Below are 20,869 nucleotides of genomic sequence, written 5' to 3'. Positions count from 1 at the left end.
TATTATTAAAACGCTGGGATGCATGACAGCGGTGACCTTTTTCACCATTTACAACACCTGGGATCGCTATGATTACGACTATCACTGGGTCCTCGGTTTTCTGACGTTTATTTCGACCATAGCCACGCCGCTGTTTTTTGTGGTGGCGGGCTATCTGGATTCGCAATCGCGGCACGATTCGCAGTGGCAAATGGGTAAAATCAAAAGCGTAGTTATCGTCTTCCTGTTCTGGATGACGGTGTACTATCTCTGGGAACCCTACCAGCGCGGTTATCTTATCCAGCCGTGGTTTGTTTTTGCCTTTATTGTGATTTACACCTTTCATCCACTTATCGAGTGGCTCAGCCAGCGACGCACGCTATTCTTCGGCGTGGTATTTGCGCTGCTGTTACTCTCATATGGCTACGATCTGCTGTCCGCGCTATATCCTGATGTTCATGCGCTGAGCCTGGCCCCTCAGTACCGTTTGTGGACCTGGTTGCTGTTTTACCTGACCGGCCAGCTGTTCAGCGATCCGCTGGTCGCCAGTTGGCTGACCCGTGAGAGAGTAGTGAAAGGCGCGATGATCGCCATTCCGTTTATTTATCTCTTCACCTGGTTTTACGAGCGCCATTTCTTCTTCGCCCTCTTTAAGGCTGACAGAAATGCGTTCATTCTTACCGGATCACAAATTTATATTTTGGTGGTGGCGCTGGTGATTGCCGCCAATGGCGTACGGTTTCGTAAAAACAGCGAGTTTAAAGAGACCATTCTGGCGACTATCAGTAAAACGATGACCGGCGTCTATATTCTCCACTACTCCGTTTTTCATCTGCTGACCGCGCTTATCCCAATTAGCTCGCTGGGGACCAAGTTAATGCTGATTGTCCTGACGTTCATCGCCTCGGTGTTAATTTCAATGCTGGCGCTGTCGAATTCGCTGGTGAAAAAGGTGATTACGATTTGATGGTTTCTGATTGTTGGTAACGTGCGTTTTGTGGGATTGCCCGGTGGCGGCTAACGCCTTACCGGGCCTACGGGAAGTGCATAACGTGATGATATTGGTGGTTTTGTAGGTCGGGTAAGGCGTCAGCCGCCACCCGACAAGAAGCCAGCACAATGCCTAAGAACAATACCTGATACAGATTTTCATCTACCTCAGGCCATCCCCCCTCAATAACCTGTCGCCTCATTTAAAAACCGTAGCGCAGCCATGCAAACAGCACGTTGCCGTTATTGTAGGTGCCGGGAATATAGGTGAACTGCACGCTCAGACGGCGATAGCTGGCGGAAAAGAGCGGCAAAATAATCGGTAGCGGTACGTAGTTGGCGAAGTCTTCTCGGGCGGTTATCCCGGCGGTCACCCCAAGCCCCAGACGAAAATCGCGGCTATTATCCAGATACCAGCCCTTCTCCCAGCCGTAGCCGATTATCGGCTGCCACTCGTTGTGCGAATCCTTAAACATCATTGCGTAGAGCGAACTCCAGTTACCTTCTTCGTTATATCTTGAGACACCAAATCCCCCACCCCACGGCATCTCATTGTAGTTATCGGTTTTCTCTTTATCGTACATAAAACGGTTATGCCAGCTGAGAAACGGCAGATACAAATCGTAATTTTGCGGCTGATTCCAGGTTTGCGAGACATCGTCTTTTAGCCAGTTCCACCAGCCGCTGACGCGCTGTTCGCCGTAAACCTTTGTTTCAGCCTGTACCGCAAAGGCGAAAATAAACAGAGTTCCCCACACTATCCGCAGACAACGTCGCATTGTTTTATCCTTAAAGAAAGTCGCCCGGTGTTAATTCAGTTTGGGAACAAAAAACAGGCTTTGCAAATATCAGAGGACAAATTTTCTACACCCGGCGGCGCTAATTGCAAGTCCAGTTCGCAACTCTTTTCAGGACAGAGAGAGTCTTCGCGGCGATTTCATTTCCTTCCCGCGGGGACTATGATGGCGCTAATTATCCTTTCTGTCCGCAGTGATTGAGAAATAGATGGACTTCATCAGCATTATTATGTCGGCGGGAAAAACCTCCGTTGACGTGGCGCTTTATACGCTATTGCCAATCATGGTTGTCATGCTCATCGTGATGAAATATCTGGAAGTGCGCGGGGTCCTGGACGTTATCGTTCGCTGGCTCGCCCCGCTGCTTAAGCCGTTCGGCTTAACAGGGATGAGCGCTTTTGCCCTGATTCAGATGAATTTTGTCAGTTTTGCCGCTCCGCTGGCGACCCTCGCTATTATGGATAAACGCGGCGCGTCGGACCGGCAGATGGCTGCCACGCTGGCAATGCTCTTCGCCATGGGACAAGGCAACGTTTTCTACCCGTTAACACCTTTTGGCTTGCACTGGCTGGCCTCTATTGTCATTTCTATTGTCGGCGGGCTGTGCGCCGCCGCGGTAACCTGGCATATTACTGGCCGCAAGCTGTCGATTGTTGAAAACGCGCGGGCTGAAGATCTGCCCAATGCCGAGCAGAATAACCAGGGGATCATCGCCGTTATCAATAGCGCCGGTTCAGACGCCATTCGTCTGGCGCTCGGCGCGGTGCCCATGCTGATCCTGTCATTGGCTATCGTCGGGTTTATGCAGGCGGCAGGCCTGATTGAGATGCTCCAGCGCTTGCTGCTGCCGCTGCTACTGTGGCTGAATATTCCGGTTAACTTCGTGCTCCCGGCGCTGGTCAAATGTGTTGCGGGCGGCACGGCCTATTTCGGCGTGGTCTCAGAAATGATTCAGCAAGGTAAAGTGACCGTGAGCCAAATTAATGCCTCCGCAGGCCTGTTAGTACAGACCTTTGATCTCCCCGGCATCGGCATCTTTTTGGGAGTCAGCTCGCGTTTCGTACGCCTGTTCCGCTTCGCCGCCACCGGGGCTATCGCCGGAATTGCCATCCGCACCATTATGCACGTGACGCTATTCTGAAGCCGCGGCCTCCGGACGCAGGCAGGCGGCCACATCGGCCTGCTCGCTACAGGCAATATGATGGTCAATTCTCACCATCATCCACGGGAAAAACGGGTTGGAGGTGACGCGCATTAACGTATCCAGCCCGACGCTCAGCGTTGAGGTTTCACCGCGCAGCGAAATAGTACCAATGCTAATCCCGTAGCGATTCTTCTCTGCCGGTTCACGACCATACAGCGAATCGGTCAGCGGGAACGGCACCGCCACGTGCGACAGCGAATACATATCCTGTGGCCAGGCAATATGCAGCGGCGTGACGGTTTCCGTTCGGGTTCCGGCAAGCGTTGTGCGGGCTACCGTTTCGTAGGTGTCGGGAGCGGCATTAGTAATCACCGTAGTGCCGTAGGGGCGCGGCGCGGGCGGCAATAACGTATTCACCGCCGAGTATAACGAGGGCCGGAACAGCGCACGTAAATTCGCCGCCTGGTTAATATCAAAAATCACCAGTTCGCTGCCGTTATCGGGTAAATACCGATAAAGCGAATCCACCACCGCCCGCGTGCTCACCGTTGAGTCCATCACCGACTGAAAAGTTAATACTGGCGCTAATTCCCCCAGCCGCTGACTTTGCGCTTCCTGCACGATTTGCTGTTGCAGCGCCTGTGATAACAGCCACGACTGCCTGGCCGCCTTAACCGGGAACGAATTGTATTTATAGGGATTAAATTCCGGGACGACGTTCAGCCATGCCGCGCGGGCGAAAGCCGGGAATATCGCGGGTAAACCGGCCAGCCCGGCAAAACGGGCAAACGCGGTGACGCCAATCATCGGTGACAGCAGGATTATTTGTTGCGGCCGACGCAACGATTTATCTTCCAGACTATCAAGAGCATATTTGAGTGCCAGCGCCCCGCCGTTAGAGTAGCCAATCACGTGCAGCGGCACGTCTGGCCCCGCCAGTCGCGTTGCTTCACGCACCGCCAGACGCGTGGTGGCAATCCACTCATCGCGATCGACACCGGTCAACGCGCCTGGTGCGGTACCGTGTCCCGGTAACCTCGGCGCAACGGAGATAAACCCCTGCTGCTGATAGCGTTGCGCCAGATAGTGCACGCTGTAGGGGGAATCCGTCAGTCCGTGGAGCAATACCGCAGCGCCGCGCGGTTTACCCTGCGGCAACAAAATAAAGGAGCGGTTCCAGTCGGGTTGAAACTTATCCGGATAAACCAGGCTTTGGGCGTAAAAACGGTTAATCGCCGTTTTTTCATCGTCGCTCAGCGTGTCGGTAATGTTGCTTTTCATATCGCGGAAAATAGCCTCTTCCCGCGCCTGATATTGGGCAAACGTGGCATGGTCTATCTCGCTGGCAGTCATTTCGTCCGCCGTCCAGGTATGCCAGCGGTGCAGCGCCGGACCGCGTTGGGATTCGTAAATACGGCCAATAAAAAAGACAATCACTACTACCACCAGGCCAATCGCCGCCTTCTTTGCCAAAGAGACCATTGTTAAGCCAGACTTATTCAAAAGCCGGGTAAAACGCACCATTGCCATATTTCTGTCCGAATTATCTCTTTGCACGCCAGGGAGGGGTTATTACGCAGACCGAATCAGATCCTGCGATTCTCTTTTTAAACATAGACTAAACCAAGCGGCTATTCTTATTGCCAGAAGAGGTGCAAACATTAATTATCGCCCAAATGTAACAGCTCAGGGATAAAAAATGGAATGGTGGGTTAAGAAAGTACGCAAGGAGTCGGCGTCAGCGCACACCACAGTGGTCTTACAAAGCGGCCAGTTAATGATTATTGCCGAAATCACTCTCTGCTGCCGCCGTTTGCAGGAAGGTGACAAGCTAACGCCGCTGGCAAACGCGTTGTATTGCATTAATGATGATAAGGCTTTAACGGTAAAAGTGCTCAATGCCACGCACTTTAGCGCTGATCGCTGGGCTAACATCGACAATATTGTCGCGAATTAATTAGCACATACCATTATCAACTGGTTCTAATCTCAGTAGTTTCTTAACTAAACAGGTGAAATTCTCCGACGCATATTCCAGTCTGTGACATACTAAGCAAAATGTCAGCAGAGCAGAAACAAGGAGTAAGTCATGAACCAGCAAGCCGCCAGGCTGACCCCAGAACAGGCGCTTACGCAACTCGAAGCGCTGTATGAAAAATCGGTCACTGCGCTGCGTAAAGCCATCGGCGAATATATCAACCATAATACTCTGCCCGATAATAACGCCCGCGCCGCAGGGTTATTCGTTTACCCGCAGCTGTCGGTTTCATGGGATGGCGCTGAGCATAAAGCCTTAAAAACTCGCGCCTGGGGCCGCTTCACCCATAGCGGTTGCTATACCACCACCATTACCAACCCTAAACTGTTTCGCACCTATCTGCTGGAACAGCTCACCATGCTGTATCAGGACTACGATGCCTGTATCTCCGTCGAGTTATCGCAGCATGAAATTCCCTATCCGTACGTCATCGATGGATCTGAGTTAACGCTCGACCGCTCGATGAGCGTCGGTCTGACCCGCTTTTTCCCGACCACCGAGCTGTCGCAGATTGGCGATGAAACCGCCGATGGTCTGTTCCATTCGACCGAGTACTACCCGCTTTCACACTTCGACGCTCGCCGCGTTGATTTCTCGCTGGCGCGCCTGCGCCACTACACCGGTACGCCGGTTGACCATTTCCAGCCGTATATGCTGTTTACCAACTACACTCGCTACGTCGATGAGTTCGTGCGCTGGGGTTGTAGCCAGATCCTTGACCCCGATAGTCCATACATCGCCCTCTCCTGCGCGGGCGGGATCTGGATAACGGCGGATACGCAAGCCCCGGAAGAGGCGATTTCCGATCTGGCATGGAAAAAGCACCAGATGCCGGCCTGGCACCTGATCACCAAAGACGGACAGGGGATCACGCTGATTAATATTGGTGTAGGCCCGGCGAATGCTAAAAATATCTGCGATCATTTAGCGGTGCTACGCCCGGACGTCTGGCTGATGATTGGCCACTGCGGCGGCCTACGCGAAAGCCAGACCATTGGCGACTACGTGCTGGCCCACGCCTATCTGCGCGATGACCATGTGCTGGATGCGGTACTGCCGCCGGATATCCCTATTCCGAGCATCGCCGAAGTCCAGCGCGCGCTCTACGATGCCACTAAACAGGTCAGCGGGATGCCCGGTGAAGAGGTTAAGCAACGTCTGCGTACCGGAACGGTGGTCACCACTGACGATCGTAACTGGGAGCTGCGCTACTCGGCCTCCGCGCTGCGCTTTAACCTCAGTCGTGCAGTGGCTATCGATATGGAAAGCGCCACTATCGCCGCGCAGGGTTACCGCTTCCGCGTCCCCTACGGCACCCTGCTTTGCGTGTCCGATAAACCGCTTCACGGCGAGATTAAGTTACCAGGTCAGGCCAACCGCTTCTATGAAGGGGCGATCTCCGAACATTTACAGATTGGCATTCGGGCGATTGACCTGCTGCGTGCCGAAGGCGACCACATGCATTCACGCAAGCTGAGAACCTTCAACGAACCGCCGTTCCGTTAATTTCATTTCTCCCTGTCCGGCAGCGCCGTGCAGGGAGAATTCTCATCAATAACACATAAGCAAAAAGCCCGCTTAAGTTTCCTTAAGCGGGCTTTTCTAAATTTGGCTCCTCTGACTGGACTCGAACCAGTGACATACGGATTAACAGTCCGCCGTTCTACCGACTGAACTACAGAGGAATCGTGTGAACGGGGCGCATATTATCGATGGCACCCCACCTTGTCAAAGGCTGTTTTCACATTTCAAACTGTTTGCCGAATAATTCTCCACTTTGGACAAAAACTAGCGTTTCACCCACCGCCGGGCGACGTTTCCTCAGCCTGTGTCCCGGTGTCTTCGGCCTGCACCTTACTTCGCGGATATTTCCACAGCCAGCGCCCGCTGACCATCCGGAAATAAAACAGCACACCGCGCACCGCCCAGTCGAGCACCATTCCCAGCCAGACGCCAATGACCCCCATTCCGAGCACAATCCCCAGCGTGTAGCCCGCCACCACGCGACAGCCCCACATACCCAGCATCGACACCCACATGGTGTAGCGCACGTCCCGCGCGCCTTTAAAGGCGCACGGCAGCGTCCAGGCCATCGCCCAGATCGGCATAAAGAAGGCGTTTAGCCATAGCAGTTCTTTGACTACGACTTTGACATCGTCTTCGCTGGTATAGAATGAGGCGATCAGGCTGGCAAATGGCGCGGTCCCCCAGGCAATCAGCGTCAGGATTATCGTTGACAACCAAAAGACGTGCCACGCCTGACGCTCTGCCTGCCCTATTTGCCCTTTTCCAAGACGTTTACCAGTAATAATCGTTGATGCCGAACCGAGGGCGTTCCCCGGCAGGTTGATCAATGCCGCCACCGAGAAAGCGATAAAGTTACCGGCAATCACATTTGTTCCCATACCAGCAACGAACATCTGCGTCAGTAATTTGCCGCCATTGAACAAAACGGACTCAATACTGGCGGGAATGCCAATCCCCATCACTTCCCAAATAATGGCGAAGTTAAACGGCTTAAAATAGCTCTTCAGCGAAATCCGCAGGGCCGGGTTAAAACCGATCATTAATACCCAGATGGTTGCCACGGCACCAATATAGCGGGCAATGGTTAGCCCAAGGCCAGCGCCGACAAATCCCAGCCCTGGCCAGGAAAAAATACCGTAAATCAGGATACTACTGATGATGATATTGAGAATATTCATCCCACCGTTAATTATCAGCGGAATTTTGGTTGTCCCTGCTCCGCGCAGCGCGCCGCTGCCGATAAGGGCAATTGCCGCCGCCGGGTAGCTCAACACCGTCAGCTCAAGATAGGTCAGAGCCAGACCTTTTACCTGTTCTGTGGCATCCCCAGCGACAACATTAATAATCTGCTCACCAAAGGCGTGTATCACCACCGCCAGAACGATGGAAAACAGCGTCATGATCGCAAGCGACTGTCGCGCGGCTGCTCTTGCTCGTTTCCGGTCACGTTTGCCCAGACTAAACGCCACCACCACCGTCGTCCCCAGGTCGATCGCCGCAAAGAATGAGAGGATCACCATATTGAAGCTATCAGCCAGGCCCACGCCTGCCATCGCTTCTTTACCCAGCCAACTGACCAAAAAGGTACTCAGTACGCCCATCAGCAAAACGCAGGCGTTTTCCAGCAGAATTGGTACCGCAAGAGGGCTGATTTCACGCCAGTAAAGGACGCGATAGCTCTTGCGTTTTTTGAACCAGGACGTACGTTCGACAGCCTGGCGTAATGCGGAGGTGACGTTCAAGGGAGACCTTAGTGAGAAAAGTTGAAACTACATTTCAAATGATGATAGAGAAAAGCTAATCCTGCAAAGCATTTTTCCCGATGAATTGTCGGTAATTACGACAAATTGTTGATGGATACGCCAGTTGAAAGGCGGATGGCGAATTGATGTTTGACAAAAGTTTTTTCGCCGCTAAGATACCACTCCACAACGATTCCTCTGTAGTTCAGTCGGTAGAACGGCGGACTGTTAATCCGTATGTCACTGGTTCGAGTCCAGTCAGAGGAGCCAAATTCTTGTTTTCATGCCGCTTTGTGAATCCCTATATGATTTAGATTCAATCAGTTAGCGTGAAAAGTCTTCCCGATGCATTTTCAGTTTTCCCTCTGCATCGGGAGAATTTGGTGGTCAGATTTGGGGTCAAGTTGGTTCGATGACGGAGTGACCCCCAAATGTCTCTTAACGACTCAAAAATCCGCAACTTAAAACCATCCGCAAAACCCTTCAAAGTTTCCGATTCTCACGGTCTGTACCTTTTAGTTAATCCAGGCGGTTCACGTCTCTGGTATCTAAAATATCGTATAAACGGCAAAGAATCCCGCATTGCACTGGGTGCCTATCCTGCCGTCTCCCTGTCTGATGCCCGCCAGCAGCGCGAAGGTATCCGTAAGATGCTGGCGCTGAACATCAACCCGGCACAGCAGAGGGCTGCTGAACGCAGAGCCTGCACACCAGAGAAGGTGTTTAAAACAGTGGCGCTGGCATGGCATAAAAACAATAAAAAGTGGTCGCAGAACACCGCTGGCCGTCTACTTGCCAGCATGAACAACCATATCTTTCCTGTAATTGGTCATCTGTCCGTCACGGAGCTTAAACCCCATCATTTCATTGACCTGCTGAAAGGCATTGAGGAAAAGGGCCTGCTGGAAGTCGCGTCCCGCACGCGGCAGCACCTCAGTAACATCATGCGCCATGCGGTCCATCAGGGATTTATCGACACCAACCCGGCAGCAAATCTTGATGGCGTGACGGCTCCCCCCATGAGACACCACTATCCCGCCCTGCCGCTGGAGCGGCTGCCTGAACTGATTGAACACATTGAAGCATATCATCAGGGCCGTGAACTGACCCGGCTTGCTGTCCTGCTGACGCTGCATCTGTTCATTCGCTCCAGTGAGCTGCGCTTTGCACGCTGGTCAGAAATTGATTTCATAAACAGAATTTGGACGATACCCGCCACACGCGAAGCCATTGTGGGTGTGCGTTATTCAGGGCGCGGTGCCAAAATGCGCACTGCTCATATCGTGCCCCTCTCACAGCAGGCTATAGCTATTCTGAAACGGATTAAGGAAATATCCGGGGCTTACGAACTGGTCTTCCCCGGCGACCATAACCCGTACAGGCCGATGTGCGAAAACGCGGTTAATAAAGCACTGCGCCTTATGGGATTCGACACGAAACAGGACATCTGCGGACATGGCTTTCGGGCAATGGCATGCAGTGCCCTGATGGAGTCTGGCTTATGGTCGCAGGATGCAGTGGAACGCCAGATGAGTCACCAGGAGCGCAACACCGTGCGTCTGGCTTACATTCATAAGGCTGAGCATCTGGAAGCCCGCAAGGCGATGATGCAGTGGTGGTCAGATTATATCGATACATGCCGGGTCGCATACGTACCACCTTTTAACACAGGGCGGAATAAAAACAACGAAGCTGCATGAACAATAACAAAAAGCTGTACCAGCATACCCTGGTACGGCTTTATTCATTTCTGATGGCTTGCCAACCCCTCCACCCCGACCCGTCGCTGCCTGTAGAAAGCTGTTACACAATAACAACACGCTTGCGCCGTCAGCCCTGGCGTGCCATTTCATTTGAGAGCAAGGATCATCCCTACTGCCCCAGCGACGAGAACGGCATCAATGAGAAGCTCGAACGTATGCGTCTGGAGTTTCTGGACGAGACGTTTCGCAATCATCGAACCGACGAACAATGCGATGCCGATGGCAAGTCCATATGTGAGGACAGGCTGCGCGAGTGCGCCCGATATACCGAACGTAGCTAGCTTGCCAGCGTAGAGCAGGATTGCGCTTGCCGCCTCTGATCCCAAAAATACGCCTCCACTCATTCCGTACCCGGTAAATACCGGCACGCTGAGCGGCCCGGTGGACAGCACGAATCCTGTCAGAAACCCGACAATCGCCCCGGCAAAACTCATGTGCCAGAGATTCAAGTGGAGGTTCGATCGTCTGATGAGACGGCGCAGCGGGATCATCGCAAGGAAGAAAGCTGCCAGGAATACCTCCACTGTGCCAGGAGAAATCGTAAGTAACGTGTGCGCCCCGAGAACAGCCGCAGGAACTCCCGCCAACGAATAGGCAAACACCGGTCGCCAACGAATCTCATGCCACCAGACAATCACCCGTCCGATGTTGCCGAAAAGGGAGGCGATCGCCATAACAGGCACAGCAATCCGTGGCCCGTACGTGGCGACGAGGACGGGCAGCATGATTAACGACGAGCCAGTGCCGACGACACCGCTGAGTACTCCGGCACCGAGAGCGACGAAGAAGAGAAGTAAGAGTGCAATCATCGGCTTTAGGATCAACCAGGGCCATCGCTCGCAGCCGCAAGAAGCGGCACCAGGATGTCGCTGATCGGCGTTGGAATGCTGTGAACCCGGCCGCGACGCGCAATGACGCCGTTGCGGATATCCCATTCAAGCGGTCGGCCAGCTTCTCGATCCGTGAGGATGGAGGTGCTCATGTCTGCAGGAGCCGCCCGGAACTTATCGAGGATCTCCTGCGGCACTTCGTCTCCGAGTTCAGCGCCCTCTGCACGTGCCACGGCCAGGCATTCCTGCAGATAAGCCAGCGTAAGCCTGGCGATATCAGCACGGCCAAACATGCCTGAGCGGCGGTGCGTGAGTGCCATGAGTCCAGCCACCGCATTCTGCATCAGCTTGCGCCAGGCCAGGGAGCTGAAATTCGCGGCCAGATCTACGGAGCACCACGTGCCTTGCAGCGCTGCGGCCACTACACGGGAAGCTGGTGCGTCTGGCACGCTGAGGCGCGCCTCACCACGCAAGCGTACCGAGCCATCGGACTGCGCTTGCGCAGGGAACCACACGACAGCGGGAACGCTCTGTCCGGGCAGAGAGTACGTAGCGAGCCTGTCCAACTGTTCGACCCCGTTCTGGAGCACGCATACAACCGTCTCCGGGCCAGTCAACGCCCTGAGCCATTCTGCTGCCGCGTCGATTTGTGTGGACTTGACTGCCAGAAAGATAAGATCAACCGTGCGAGTGATTTGTGCCGGATTCGTCTGTACCGGACCGGGTACGGTGATAAAGCGGTCGCCATCTTGCAAGGTCAGGTGATCGCGGGGAGTACGTCCACACAGCAATGGTGTGCGGTCGACTTCGTGTAACGCCGCCGCGACTGTTGTGCCGATGGCACCTGGACCTAAAACAGCAACAACTGTATTGATTTCAGTGTTCATGAATGCGGACTCCTTGCAACAGAATCTAATTACGTGGTGGTTGTGCCCTTCCCAAAGGACATGTAATATATTACATATGAATAAAGAAATTGGTAATAGAATTTCAGAAGGTGAGCAGCGGTTACAGCAATGGCTTGGCAGCATTCACGCCCGAAGCGGCGACCTCGCTGCAAGTGAGGCTAAAGTTGTCGACCTCCTGCTTGTCGATCCTTTATTTGTCGGTACAAGCACGGCAGCACAGGTTGCCACCCGTGCTGGTGTATCACCGCCGACAGTAATACGCGCTGCACGAGCGATCGGGTTCACCGGGTTCACTGAACTTAAGATAGAGATTGCCCGGGCTCGTGGCACTGCCCAATTCTTTGCCCCGCCTGAAGTTCTTACAGCGGATGCGACGCTGGCATCAGTGCTGGAAACATCAATTCGTGCTGGTGTAGACGCACTGACTGCGCTCAGCGGTGCTATCGAAATCTCCGCCCTTGATGAGGCGGTCGATTTAATCCAGAGCGCACGCCAGGTATTTGCATTTGGTGCTGGTCCCTCTGCGACGGTTGCCGCTGATGCGGTCTTTCGTTTGCGGACGGCGGGTGTGATAACCGTCAGTATCCAGGATTATTTATCAGCGATGATTGCTGCTCGTCTACTCGGTCCAGGCGACGTCATCATCGTCGTCAGTTCAACAGGGCGCACATCATCCACACTCTCCATCGCTGATGCAGCATCCTCGGCAGGAGCATCGCTTATTGCAATAACTAACCAGTACGATACCCCACTGGCGACACTCGCCAACGTTTCGCTCGTTGTTGGCGGAATGCCACTCCCGGCACAGATGGCCGCTGCCGGGAGTCGACTGGCCCAGCTCGTCGTTATTGATACGCTGGTCGCTGCTCTCACTCTGCGGGATAAAGAACAAAGTCGCCGGGCTGAACGGGCGGGTATTGATTTGCCCGATATGTCCTGATGCAGTTCAGCACGGTAGCAATGATTCTTACTGCTGCGATAGCCCATGCAGTATGGAATATAGCCTCAAAATACAAGAGGGAAGACACTCTTGTGTTCGTCTGGGCGTACAGCTGTGCCTCAGCATTGCTGTGGGTCCCGTTCAGCCTCATTCTGATAGTTGAGGGACAACAGGAGCTCGACTGGAGACTCGCTGTCGGCGCAGTTATCTCGTCTGCACTTCATATCGCTTATTCTCTAATCTTGCAGGCTGGCTACGAGCGCGCCGAACTGGGTGTTGTTTATCCGATTGCCCGAGGAAGTGGACCAGTTCTGACGATACTGTTTGCAACCCTTCTCATGGGAGAACGGCTTTCACCAGGCGCTTTACTCGGCGCCTTTATCGTTATCGCTGGTATTTTCGTTGTCACCGGCAATCCGTTCAGGAGCGGAAGCCGGCCGCTACAGGGAATGCTTTGGGGGGCAGCGACAGGCACCGCCATCGCTGGCTATACACTCTGGGACGGTTATTCGGTAATCTCTCTGCACCTGGATCCAGTGAGCTACTACGCCAGCACACTCCTGCTACAGAGTCTGATTCTTACCCCTGGTGCGATGCGGCGACGAAATCGCATTCCAACTGCTGTACGTGTGGATATCATCCCAATCCTTATCATTGCTGTATGCTCTCCCCTTGCCTACATCCTTGTACTGACAGCCATGCAGAGCATGCCACTGGCACTCGTCGCTCCTCTCAGGGAAACATCCATTATTGTCGGCTCTCTTCTTTCGTACTGGCTGTTTCGTGAAAATCATCTGGCACGCCGGATTGCTGGTGCAGTGGTGGTGCTGACCGGCATCGCAATAATTAGCCTTTGATCGCTTCGTTGGATGCCAATCGTCGTCTCATTGTCAGCGTGGATCGTTCGTCGATATACTCTGTTTATGGTACAGGTATCAAGTCCGCTTCCTCTGTCTGTGGCTGTTAGCGCCATTGAGATAAGACTGTATAAACCGCCATCAGTTCTGGTATTGGCATCCCGTACCACCATTATTTAAATGTTCGGACACACGCTGTTATTTGAAGGTTAATCCCTAGTCGAATGATTATCCATGTGAGTGCTTTTCCAGCCATGCCTGATGGGATATGGCTGGCATAGATAGTTCAGTTTTCATCACCAGTTTGATCGCAAAGCTATGCCACATAGCACTATTGGCTTTATAATCATTAACGGTAAAAGTGGTATTGAATAGTGATACTCCGGTGCAACACATTCAACATGTAGCCTGATTCTGATAACCGCTTTCGTTAGAAATGGCTTACTCCATAGCGAGAGTTCGTGATGCTCAAAACAGAAGATCTCAACACTATGATATCAATTGATGAGATTCACTTTGCTGACTGGCAAATCTGGCCACAGCTAAGGATTCTGTTACATCGGGGTAAGCCAGTAAGAATTTCTGCCAGAGCTTTTGATGTTCTGGTTGTTCTGGTGAGTGCCAGAGGTAAAGCGGTAAATAAAGAATCTTTACTTACGCAAGTGTGGGGAAATGAAATCGTCGAAGAAAATAATCTTCAGGCACAAATTTCAGCTATACGCCGCATACTGGGACATGACCGCCATCTACTGGTTACTGAATTTGGTTGTGGTTATCGCTTTAATATCAACAATTCGCCAACTGAACCGCTCTCTAAATCAAAAATACCTGAGCCCGCTATTACCCCTTTTCTAGCGTCGATTCTGGGGCGTGATAAAGCTGTGCAGGAATTATGCGCCTTATTGGATCAATACCGTCTGGTGACGATTACAGGCTCAGGGGGCGTGGGTAAGACTCGTCTGGCATGGGAAGTCGTCAGTCTTACACACACGCATTTTCCTGATGGAATATGTGTGGCTGAACTGGCTCATATCACCGAAGCATCCAGCTTGCTATCCGTTATTTCACAAGCGCTCCATCTTCCATTAGCTGCCATTCATAATGATGCCGATTTACGGCAACAGCTTGCACGGCGTCGATGTTTACTGCTGATTGATAACTGTGAACATGTAATTAATGAACTTGAACCAGTGATTACGTTGCTCCTGCACCTGGCTCCCCATATCAAACTGTTGTTGACCAGCCAGGTAGCGTTGCAGGTTGCCGGCGAGCAACAATATCTACTACCACCATTACAAGTTCCTGAGAGCGAAGAGGCTGATACCCACGAGTTACTAACTTTTTCCAGTGTCCGCCTCTTTATCGAACGCGGGCAGGCCAATCGACATAATTACCATCCATCAGCCAGCGAACTGTCTTTGATTGGCGAGTTATGCCGTCATCTTGACGGTCTGCCGCTGGCGATTGAACTTGCGGCCTCCCGTCTGCCAGTCATGAGTGTCAAAGAGATCTATAGCCGACTGGAAGACCGTTTCCAGCTATTGAGCAATACGCACAGATCTCTGGAGCCCAGACATCAGAAAATACTGACCGCGCTGGAGTGGACTTATCAGTTGCTCAACACACGTGAACAACGATTATTTTGCTCTCTGGGGATCTATACCGATATGTTCAGTGTGAAATCAGTAAGCGACCTTCTGCTGATTAAAGACAAGCATCGCTGGCAGGTTGTTGACGATCTTCAAAGATTGCTGTCTTTATCCCTGATTCAGGTCAGTACTCAGGTACCAGAGACCCGTTTCCGCCTGCTGGAAACCATGCGCCAGTTCGCATGCGATAAACTCAGGCAACAGGGTGAATATACTGTTCTTGAGGCCCGTTTTGCCGACTATTATAAAGTTCTGGTAAAAGAGGCACAAGATGATTGGTTTATGCTGCCAACAGGACAATGGCGTGAACGTTATAGCCATATACTTAATGATTTGCGGAGTGTATTACAGCAAACGTTGATTGAGGGAGCTGATCCCTCTAAAGGGCTTGAGATCTTACAAGCTATGACCCCTTTTTGGATTGAATATTCACTATACGATGAATGTCAGCGCCATATATATCCTCTGCTTTATGAAAATACTTCGCAGGTAGTATTAACGCTACGCCAGAGAATGAATCTCAGCGCTGTAGCAGGTAAGGCGTCAACCTGGGCAAAAGGCCCTACGCCTGAAACACATTCAGCCTGGAAAACCGCGCTGACAATTGCAGAAAAGCTCGACGACAAAGAAATACGTTTACAGGCACATTACGGATTATGGTTGTATTATCTGCGTACTGGCGAGTTGGATAAAGCGCTTGAGCATGCGCAATCTATGTGCGAGCTAGCACGGTCCATTACCGACGAGGAGGCGATGGCAACCGGGCTGCGTATTCTCGGTGTATCCCTGCATTTTTTGGGCCGTCATGATGTCGGGCGTGATTATCTCCAACAATCTCTTGATTGGTATGAACATGGTGAATTAAGCCACTCTTTCCGTTTTGGTCTTGATCAAGAGAGCGCCGGTCAGGCCTTTCTGTCTCGTTTACTCTGGTTACAGGGTGAGTATAAGGCCGCGAAACAGATGGCATGGCGCGGTGTTAAAAAAGCCGCTCGTTTGCAGCATGTCTGTTCTCTTTGCTGTGCACTGGCTGAAGGCGCTTGTATGACAGCAGCACTGGATCGTAATCCGCGTTGGGTTATAAAGGCCGCAAACTGGCTTATTCATCTGGCAAAAAGGCATGATTTATATTTCTGGAAGACATACGGCGAGCTGTTTCTTGTTTGGGCTAAACAGTTCAGTCATACCGATGTTAGTCAAACCACACTATTTAGCTCGTTGCGGGCGATGGGATTAGACTGGCAATATTCCCCCTTGTTGTCAGAAATTGATACCGGGGTATCACTGAGAGCCACCCGCCAGGATCATGAAAACTGGTGCACGCCTGAGCTGATGCGTCTTTCTGCCACTCAATTACCTCCTCAGAAGCAACGCCTGCTGTTGGAGCAGGCCCTGGACAAAGCGCGCCAGCAACAGGCTTATGGCTGGGCCCTCCGTATTGCTTATTCATTGGCGACATTGCAGGCTGAAGCCGGGGAAAAATGGGCTGCTAAACAATTGATACAGGACGCTTTAAATGATGTTGATGACTCAGACAATGCGACGGATGTAAGAAGTGCTATTGCGTTATGTGCCCGAATAGGGGCCTGAATATTTACGTCTTACGGCTATCAACATCCCCATGATCACGAGTCCGCCCCCTGCTGAAGAAATCAGCGCCCAGCTATGAGTTGTCTCCCATAACCAGGTGGCAGTCAGTGAGCCACATGCTCCGCCAATAAACATAACGCACATAAATAATGTATTAAGACGGTTTCTGGCATCCGGACGCAAAGAATAAATCGTGTGCTGATTAGCTATCAGTACACATTGCTCACCCGCATCCAGTAGTAGAATGCCCACCACCATACCCACAATACTGTTCCATCTCCAAAAAACAGTCCAGGCTAGCAGCATGAGTATCACACCAAAAACAACCATTCGGAATGGTCCCTGACGATCGCTGAAACTTCCCGCCAGAGGCGCACACAGAATACCGATTAACCCCAAAGCAGCCAGGGTGCCGGTTATCCCTGCACCGTAATCGTAGCTATGAGCTAACCAGAAAGGGAGCACGGTCCACAGCACGCTGAAGGAGGCAAACAGCATTGCTTGTGTAAGAGTTGCACCACGCACCTGCGGCTCGCTTTTCCACAGCTGTCCTAATGAACGTAATACCGCCAGATAGTTAAACTTTGGCGTTGGCAACGACTGAGCAGGCAAAATGCGCAAGATGAAAAATATAGCCAGCAATGTCATGATCGCGCCGGACAAAAAGACACCGCGCCAGCCGAAATACTGACCAATAAGGCCTCCGATAGCCCGGCCAGCAAGGATACCTGCCAGGACACCGCTCATCACCGTACCCACGGTTTTACCTCGTGCAGAAGTTCTGGAGAGCGAGGCGGCAAGCGGCACTATCTGTTGGGCTACTGTTGCAGCCATCCCGGTAAGGAAGGAGAAGAACACCAACACTGTCGCCGTTGGCGATAACATCATGCCGATCAGTGCCAGGAAAAGCACCTGCGCTTGACGCAGGATAAGCCGCTGACGTTCAATATAATCGCCCAGTGGGATCAGAAAGAATAAGCCCACCGCATAACCTAACTGGGTGCCCATGGGGATCAAAGAAACAGCCCCCCATTCATTGGGAAAGGATCCGGCAATTAAATTCAGGACAGATTGATTAAAATAAATATTAGCTACAACAATACAGCAAATAATCGCCAGCATAAGAATCCTGGCAGAAGAAAGCTCATGATTGTCCGTTCGCATTGACCACTCCTGGCTCTAAACTCAATATCGTCTGGAGTATAAGCAGACGGAAATCCCAACTCTTTGACCGCTTTTTTCAGACGTCTGAATTCTGATGCACAAGCTCCTGAAAAAGAGATTTGTTACTAATACTGCTCATGTTATTAACTGTGCTTAACTTGAGGAGCAGCAAATGGATTTAAAACTGACTGGAAAAGTGGCTCTGGTAACCGGAGCCCGAACCGGAATTGGTTTCAGCATTTGTGAAGAACTGGCCATGAATGGTGTGCATTTAGTCATGGTGGCCAGACGAGAACCTGAGCTGATTCTGGCTGCGAAAAAAATTTCAGAGAAATACGGTGTTTCGGTGCTGCCTGTTGCCGGGGATGTGACTGATCCCAAACTACCTTCTTTAGTGGTTGAACAAGCGGAAAAGGTTTTTCAGCGTATTGATTTACTGGTTAACAATGCCGGAAGAGCCCATGCGGGCACACTGTTAACCACTTCGGAAGAAGACTGGCAGATAATGACTGAGACCAAATTATCCGCCATGCGACGTTTTTGTAAGGTAATCATCCCCGGGATGCAGAGACGAAACTGGGGGCGTATTGTCAATATCTCATCCATTGGCGGTATCTACCCTAATCCGCAACTTACCGTCTCACACGCACTGAGCGCCGCTATCAACAACCTGACCCGTAGTTTAGCACTTAGCGTGGCTCCGGATGGCATTCTGGTCAATGCGATCGGAGTGGGTGCTGTCGCGACGGATAACTGGGCGCAGAACATGCTACCGAATGTTCGCAATCGTCGTCCTGAACTGGTTGACAGAACAGACGAAGAGGTAATGGCATTACTGGGTAAAGAGAAAACGCCTGTGGGCCGCTTTGGACTTCCTGAAGATATTGCTGCAATTGCTGCGTTCCTACTTTCTGGGAGGAATCAGTTTGTTACTGGACAGACAATTGAAGCATCAGGCGGAGCAGACAGATTTATGTAATGTCTTCCATTCAACTTAAATAATGTTTGAGGATTGAATTAGTTTAACCTGATATTTGTTCTTCTTTTCAATCACTGCGAAATATGAGGCCGGACATGGGGGACTGAAACGCTAAGAGGCCCCCGCGTTAATATAATCCAAATATTATAACGCAATAGATCCCGCACCATGAAATTTATTTCACTGGAAAATTCATGGTTTTTTTAAAAAATAGAAATAGAGGCAAACCACTATGTCAAAAAAACAAACACTATCAAATACAAACTATAGTTCGCCTGACTGGCTGACTATCCGTGAAGCAGTCGAAGTGATAAATAAAAAAGGACTGAAAATTAAAAAAAAGTGACATTTACAGGCATGCATTACATGGCAGCATTCATCTCTCTATTTACTTTCAGTCGCCAATTACATTACGAAAAATACAGATGTCGGGCTACAAAGTAAGGTTCAGACCATCTGATATGTCATCAATAAATCGTTTATGCCTTCTTGACAAAAAAGCGTTTATTGAAGGACATAATTTTATTGTTAGCACTACTGGCAAATATATCATTCCCACAGAGAGAGTTATTGACACTCTATTGATTGGATATGAATATGTTCTAGGGAAGGTGCGAACAAGTTCCTGATATGAGATCATCATATTCATCCGGAGCGCATCCCAGAGGGACATCATGAGCCATCAACTCACCTTCGCCGATAGTGAATTCAGCACTAAGCGCCGTCAGACCCGAAAAGAGATTTTCCTCTCCCGCATGGAGCAGATTCTGCCATGGCAGAATATGACCGCTGTCATCGAGCCGTTTTATCCCAAGGCGGGCAATGGCCGACGGCCCTATCCGCTGGAGACCATGCTGCGTATTCACTGCATGCAGCATTGGTACAACCTGAGCGACGGTGCCATGGAAGATGCCCTGTACGAAATCGCCTCCATGCGCCTGTTTGCCCGATTATCCCTGGATAGCGCCCTGCCGGATCGCACCACCATCATGAATTTCCGCCACCTGCTCGAGCAGCATCAACTGGCCCGTCAATTGTTCAAGACCATCAATCGCTGGCTGGCCGAAGCAGGCGTCATGATGACCCAAGGCACTTTGGTGGATGCCACCATCATTGAGGCACCCAGCTCTACCAAGAACAATGAGCAGCAACGCGATCCGGAGATGCATCAGACCAAGAAAGGCAATCAGTGGCACTTTGGCATGAAGGCCCACATTGGTGTCGATGCCAAGAGTGGCCTGACCCACAGCCTGGTCACCACCGCGGCCAACGAGCATGACCTCAATCAGCTGGGTAATCTGCTTCATGGAGAGGAGCAATTTGTCTCAGCCGATGCCGGCTACCAAGGAGCGCCACAGCGCGAGGAGCTGGCCGAGGTGGATGTGGACTGGCTGATCGCCGAGCGTCCCGGCAGGGTAAAAACCTTGAAGCAGCATCCGCGCAAGAACAAAACGGCCATCAACATCGAATACATGAAAGCCAGCATCCGTGCCAGGGTGGAGCACCCGTTTCGCATCATCAAGCGGCAGTTCGGCTTCGTGAAAGCCAGATACAAGGGGCTGCTGAAAAACGATAACCAACTGGCGATGTTATTCACCCTGGCCAACCTGTTTCGGGTGGACCAAATGATACGTCAGTGGGAGAGATCTCAGTAAAAACCGGAAATAACGCCAGAAATGGTGGAAAAAATAGCCTAAATAGGCTGATTCGATGTGTTTGCGGGAAAAAAATCGGCCCAGATCCGCGAAATTTTAATCAGCGAGTCAGCTTGGGAAGAAATGACCTGCTTATTCGCACCTTCCTTAGCCGACCTGCATAGGTTCGATCGAATCCAAAATGCGCAAAATAGATTAACCTTAATTTATCCAGCCATTAAATACACACATGGGTTCGTAATTATATTCCAATTAATGCATCCAAAATTTACTCACCAATACATTACACATGCAAAAAAACGAAAACATACATTGCA

The 20,869-nt window shown here is 51.4% G+C and carries 18 protein-coding genes and 2 tRNA genes; 12 read left to right on the top strand and 8 right to left on the bottom strand.

Annotated elements, in window-relative coordinates; translation table 11 throughout:
- Window positions 1-22: 22 nt before the first annotated feature.
- A complete protein-coding gene (locus tag DA718_RS10470) occupies window positions 23-946 on the top strand; it encodes an acyltransferase (RefSeq protein ID WP_167492867.1) in 924 nt (307 codons plus the stop codon).
- Window positions 947-1,172: 226 nt separating this feature from the next.
- On the opposite strand, the gene pagP is transcribed toward DA718_RS10470, so the two are convergent.
- Entirely contained in the window at window positions 1,173-1,748 is a 576-nt protein-coding gene (gene pagP / locus DA718_RS10465; RefSeq protein WP_112217296.1) for a lipid IV(A) palmitoyltransferase PagP, read from the bottom strand.
- 226 nt (window positions 1,749-1,974) lie between these two features.
- Here pagP and DA718_RS10460 point away from each other — a divergent pair, with 226 nt between their 5' ends.
- On the top strand, window positions 1,975-2,907 hold the full coding sequence (locus tag DA718_RS10460; protein WP_112217298.1) for a nucleoside recognition domain-containing protein: 933 nt from the start codon (window positions 1,975-1,977) through the stop codon (window positions 2,905-2,907).
- Here the strand turns inward: DA718_RS10460 and DA718_RS10455 are convergent.
- Window positions 2,899-4,434, bottom strand: coding sequence for an alpha/beta hydrolase (locus tag DA718_RS10455; protein WP_167492745.1), 1,536 nt, complete (start codon window positions 4,432-4,434; stop codon window positions 2,899-2,901). The two genes, DA718_RS10460 and DA718_RS10455, sit on opposite strands and share 9 nt — an antisense overlap.
- Before the next feature lie 175 nt (window positions 4,435-4,609).
- Between DA718_RS10455 and DA718_RS10450 the strand changes: the two genes are divergently transcribed.
- Complete coding sequence (locus DA718_RS10450) at window positions 4,610-4,867, top strand: histidine kinase (protein ID WP_112217300.1); 258 nt, start codon at window positions 4,610-4,612, stop codon at window positions 4,865-4,867.
- A gap of 132 nt (window positions 4,868-4,999) precedes the next feature.
- Window positions 5,000-6,454, top strand: a complete 1,455-nt coding sequence (locus DA718_RS10445) for an AMP nucleosidase (protein ID WP_112217301.1) — start codon at window positions 5,000-5,002, stop codon at window positions 6,452-6,454.
- Window positions 6,455-6,557: 103 nt separating this feature from the next.
- On the opposite strand, the gene DA718_RS10440 is transcribed toward DA718_RS10445, so the two are convergent.
- The 3 genes from DA718_RS10440 to DA718_RS31035 form a co-directional block, all read right to left on the bottom strand.
- Window positions 6,558-6,633 (bottom strand) — tRNA-Asn (locus tag DA718_RS10440).
- Between the two features lie 111 nt (window positions 6,634-6,744).
- Window positions 6,745-8,217, bottom strand: coding sequence for an EmmdR/YeeO family multidrug/toxin efflux MATE transporter (locus tag DA718_RS10435; RefSeq protein ID WP_112217370.1), 1,473 nt, complete (start codon window positions 8,215-8,217; stop codon window positions 6,745-6,747).
- A gap of 95 nt (window positions 8,218-8,312) precedes the next feature.
- The gene (locus tag DA718_RS31035) at window positions 8,313-8,405 is read right to left on the bottom strand and encodes a DUF5951 family protein (protein ID WP_220471432.1); all 93 of its coding nucleotides are present in this window, start codon (window positions 8,403-8,405) and stop codon (window positions 8,313-8,315) included.
- 6 nt (window positions 8,406-8,411) lie between these two features.
- Here DA718_RS31035 and DA718_RS10430 point away from each other — a divergent pair.
- Window positions 8,412-8,487 (top strand) — tRNA-Asn (locus tag DA718_RS10430).
- Window positions 8,488-8,648: 161 nt separating this feature from the next.
- Window positions 8,649-9,917, top strand: a complete 1,269-nt coding sequence (locus DA718_RS10425; RefSeq protein WP_112217369.1) for a tyrosine-type recombinase/integrase — start codon at window positions 8,649-8,651, stop codon at window positions 9,915-9,917.
- A 149-nt stretch (window positions 9,918-10,066) separates the two neighbouring features.
- Here the strand turns inward: DA718_RS10425 and DA718_RS10420 are convergent, their stop codons facing one another.
- Window positions 10,067-10,789, bottom strand: a complete 723-nt coding sequence (locus tag DA718_RS10420; protein ID WP_097734725.1) for a sulfite exporter TauE/SafE family protein — start codon at window positions 10,787-10,789, stop codon at window positions 10,067-10,069.
- A gap of 11 nt (window positions 10,790-10,800) precedes the next feature.
- Window positions 10,801-11,697, bottom strand: a complete 897-nt coding sequence (locus DA718_RS10415; RefSeq protein ID WP_057630161.1) for an oxidoreductase — start codon at window positions 11,695-11,697, stop codon at window positions 10,801-10,803.
- Window positions 11,698-11,773: 76 nt separating this feature from the next.
- Here DA718_RS10415 and DA718_RS10410 point away from each other — a divergent pair, with 76 nt between their 5' ends.
- The 3 genes from DA718_RS10410 to DA718_RS10400 all read left to right on the top strand — a co-directional run bounded on the left by DA718_RS10410 (window position 11,774) and on the right by DA718_RS10400 (window position 16,754).
- Entirely contained in the window at window positions 11,774-12,658 is an 885-nt protein-coding gene (locus DA718_RS10410) for a MurR/RpiR family transcriptional regulator (protein WP_049133234.1), read from the top strand.
- On the top strand, window positions 12,658-13,515 hold the full coding sequence (locus tag DA718_RS10405) for a DMT family transporter (protein ID WP_112217368.1): 858 nt from the start codon (window positions 12,658-12,660) through the stop codon (window positions 13,513-13,515). Before DA718_RS10410 ends, DA718_RS10405 begins: the two co-directional genes overlap by 1 nt.
- Before the next feature lie 464 nt (window positions 13,516-13,979).
- The gene (locus DA718_RS10400) at window positions 13,980-16,754 is read left to right on the top strand and encodes an ATP-binding protein (RefSeq protein WP_112217367.1); all 2,775 of its coding nucleotides are present in this window, start codon (window positions 13,980-13,982) and stop codon (window positions 16,752-16,754) included.
- On the opposite strand, the gene DA718_RS10395 is transcribed toward DA718_RS10400, so the two are convergent.
- Window positions 16,731-17,918, bottom strand: a complete 1,188-nt coding sequence (locus DA718_RS10395) for an MFS transporter (protein ID WP_112217366.1) — start codon at window positions 17,916-17,918, stop codon at window positions 16,731-16,733. The two genes, DA718_RS10400 and DA718_RS10395, sit on opposite strands and share 24 nt — an antisense overlap.
- A 172-nt stretch (window positions 17,919-18,090) precedes the next feature.
- On the opposite strand from DA718_RS10395, the gene DA718_RS10390 reads away from it, so the two are divergent.
- The 3 genes from DA718_RS10390 to DA718_RS30920 all read left to right on the top strand — a co-directional run bounded on the left by DA718_RS10390 (window position 18,091) and on the right by DA718_RS30920 (window position 20,716).
- Entirely contained in the window at window positions 18,091-18,897 is an 807-nt protein-coding gene (locus DA718_RS10390) for an SDR family NAD(P)-dependent oxidoreductase (RefSeq protein ID WP_057630164.1), read from the top strand.
- 674 nt (window positions 18,898-19,571) lie between these two features.
- Window positions 19,572-20,552, top strand: a complete 981-nt coding sequence (locus DA718_RS10380; RefSeq protein WP_016947617.1) for an IS5-like element ISKpn26 family transposase — start codon at window positions 19,572-19,574, stop codon at window positions 20,550-20,552.
- Window positions 20,534-20,716 carry a hypothetical protein gene (locus tag DA718_RS30920; RefSeq protein WP_323808950.1) on the top strand — a complete coding sequence of 61 codons (183 nt, stop codon included), beginning with the start codon at window positions 20,534-20,536 and terminating at the stop codon, window positions 20,714-20,716. The genes DA718_RS10380 and DA718_RS30920 overlap by 19 nt, the downstream gene beginning before the upstream one ends.
- Window positions 20,717-20,869 lie beyond the last annotated feature (153 nt).

This window comes from Klebsiella huaxiensis (assembly GCF_003261575.2).
GTDB lineage: Bacteria > Pseudomonadota > Gammaproteobacteria > Enterobacterales > Enterobacteriaceae > Klebsiella > Klebsiella huaxiensis.
This window is presented reverse-complemented; position numbering and strand designations above follow the sequence as displayed.

Excerpts from the sequence above, each read along its gene's own strand:
- pagP (WP_112217296.1), bottom strand. The coding sequence starts at position 1,748 with ATGCGACGTTGTCTGCGGATAGTGTGGGGAACTCTGTTTATTTTCGCC.
- DA718_RS10450 (WP_112217300.1), top strand. The coding sequence starts at position 4,610 with ATGGAATGGTGGGTTAAGAAAGTACGCAAGGAGTCGGCGTCAGCGCAC.
- DA718_RS10410 (WP_049133234.1), top strand. The coding sequence starts at position 11,774 with ATGAATAAAGAAATTGGTAATAGAATTTCAGAAGGTGAGCAGCGGTTA.
- DA718_RS10455 (WP_167492745.1), bottom strand. The coding sequence starts at position 4,434 with ATGGTGCGTTTTACCCGGCTTTTGAATAAGTCTGGCTTAACAATGGTC.
- DA718_RS10460 (WP_112217298.1), top strand. The coding sequence starts at position 1,975 with ATGGACTTCATCAGCATTATTATGTCGGCGGGAAAAACCTCCGTTGAC.
- DA718_RS10395 (WP_112217366.1), bottom strand. The coding sequence starts at position 17,918 with ATGCGAACGGACAATCATGAGCTTTCTTCTGCCAGGATTCTTATGCTG.
- DA718_RS10390 (WP_057630164.1), top strand. The coding sequence starts at position 18,091 with ATGGATTTAAAACTGACTGGAAAAGTGGCTCTGGTAACCGGAGCCCGA.
- DA718_RS10470 (WP_167492867.1), top strand. The coding sequence starts at position 23 with ATGACAGCGGTGACCTTTTTCACCATTTACAACACCTGGGATCGCTAT.
- DA718_RS10380 (WP_016947617.1), top strand. The coding sequence starts at position 19,572 with ATGAGCCATCAACTCACCTTCGCCGATAGTGAATTCAGCACTAAGCGC.
- DA718_RS10415 (WP_057630161.1), bottom strand. The coding sequence starts at position 11,697 with ATGAACACTGAAATCAATACAGTTGTTGCTGTTTTAGGTCCAGGTGCC.
- DA718_RS10400 (WP_112217367.1), top strand. The coding sequence starts at position 13,980 with ATGCTCAAAACAGAAGATCTCAACACTATGATATCAATTGATGAGATT.
- DA718_RS10405 (WP_112217368.1), top strand. The coding sequence starts at position 12,658 with ATGCAGTTCAGCACGGTAGCAATGATTCTTACTGCTGCGATAGCCCAT.
- DA718_RS10425 (WP_112217369.1), top strand. The coding sequence starts at position 8,649 with ATGTCTCTTAACGACTCAAAAATCCGCAACTTAAAACCATCCGCAAAA.
- DA718_RS10420 (WP_097734725.1), bottom strand. The coding sequence starts at position 10,789 with ATGATTGCACTCTTACTTCTCTTCTTCGTCGCTCTCGGTGCCGGAGTA.
- DA718_RS10445 (WP_112217301.1), top strand. The coding sequence starts at position 5,000 with ATGAACCAGCAAGCCGCCAGGCTGACCCCAGAACAGGCGCTTACGCAA.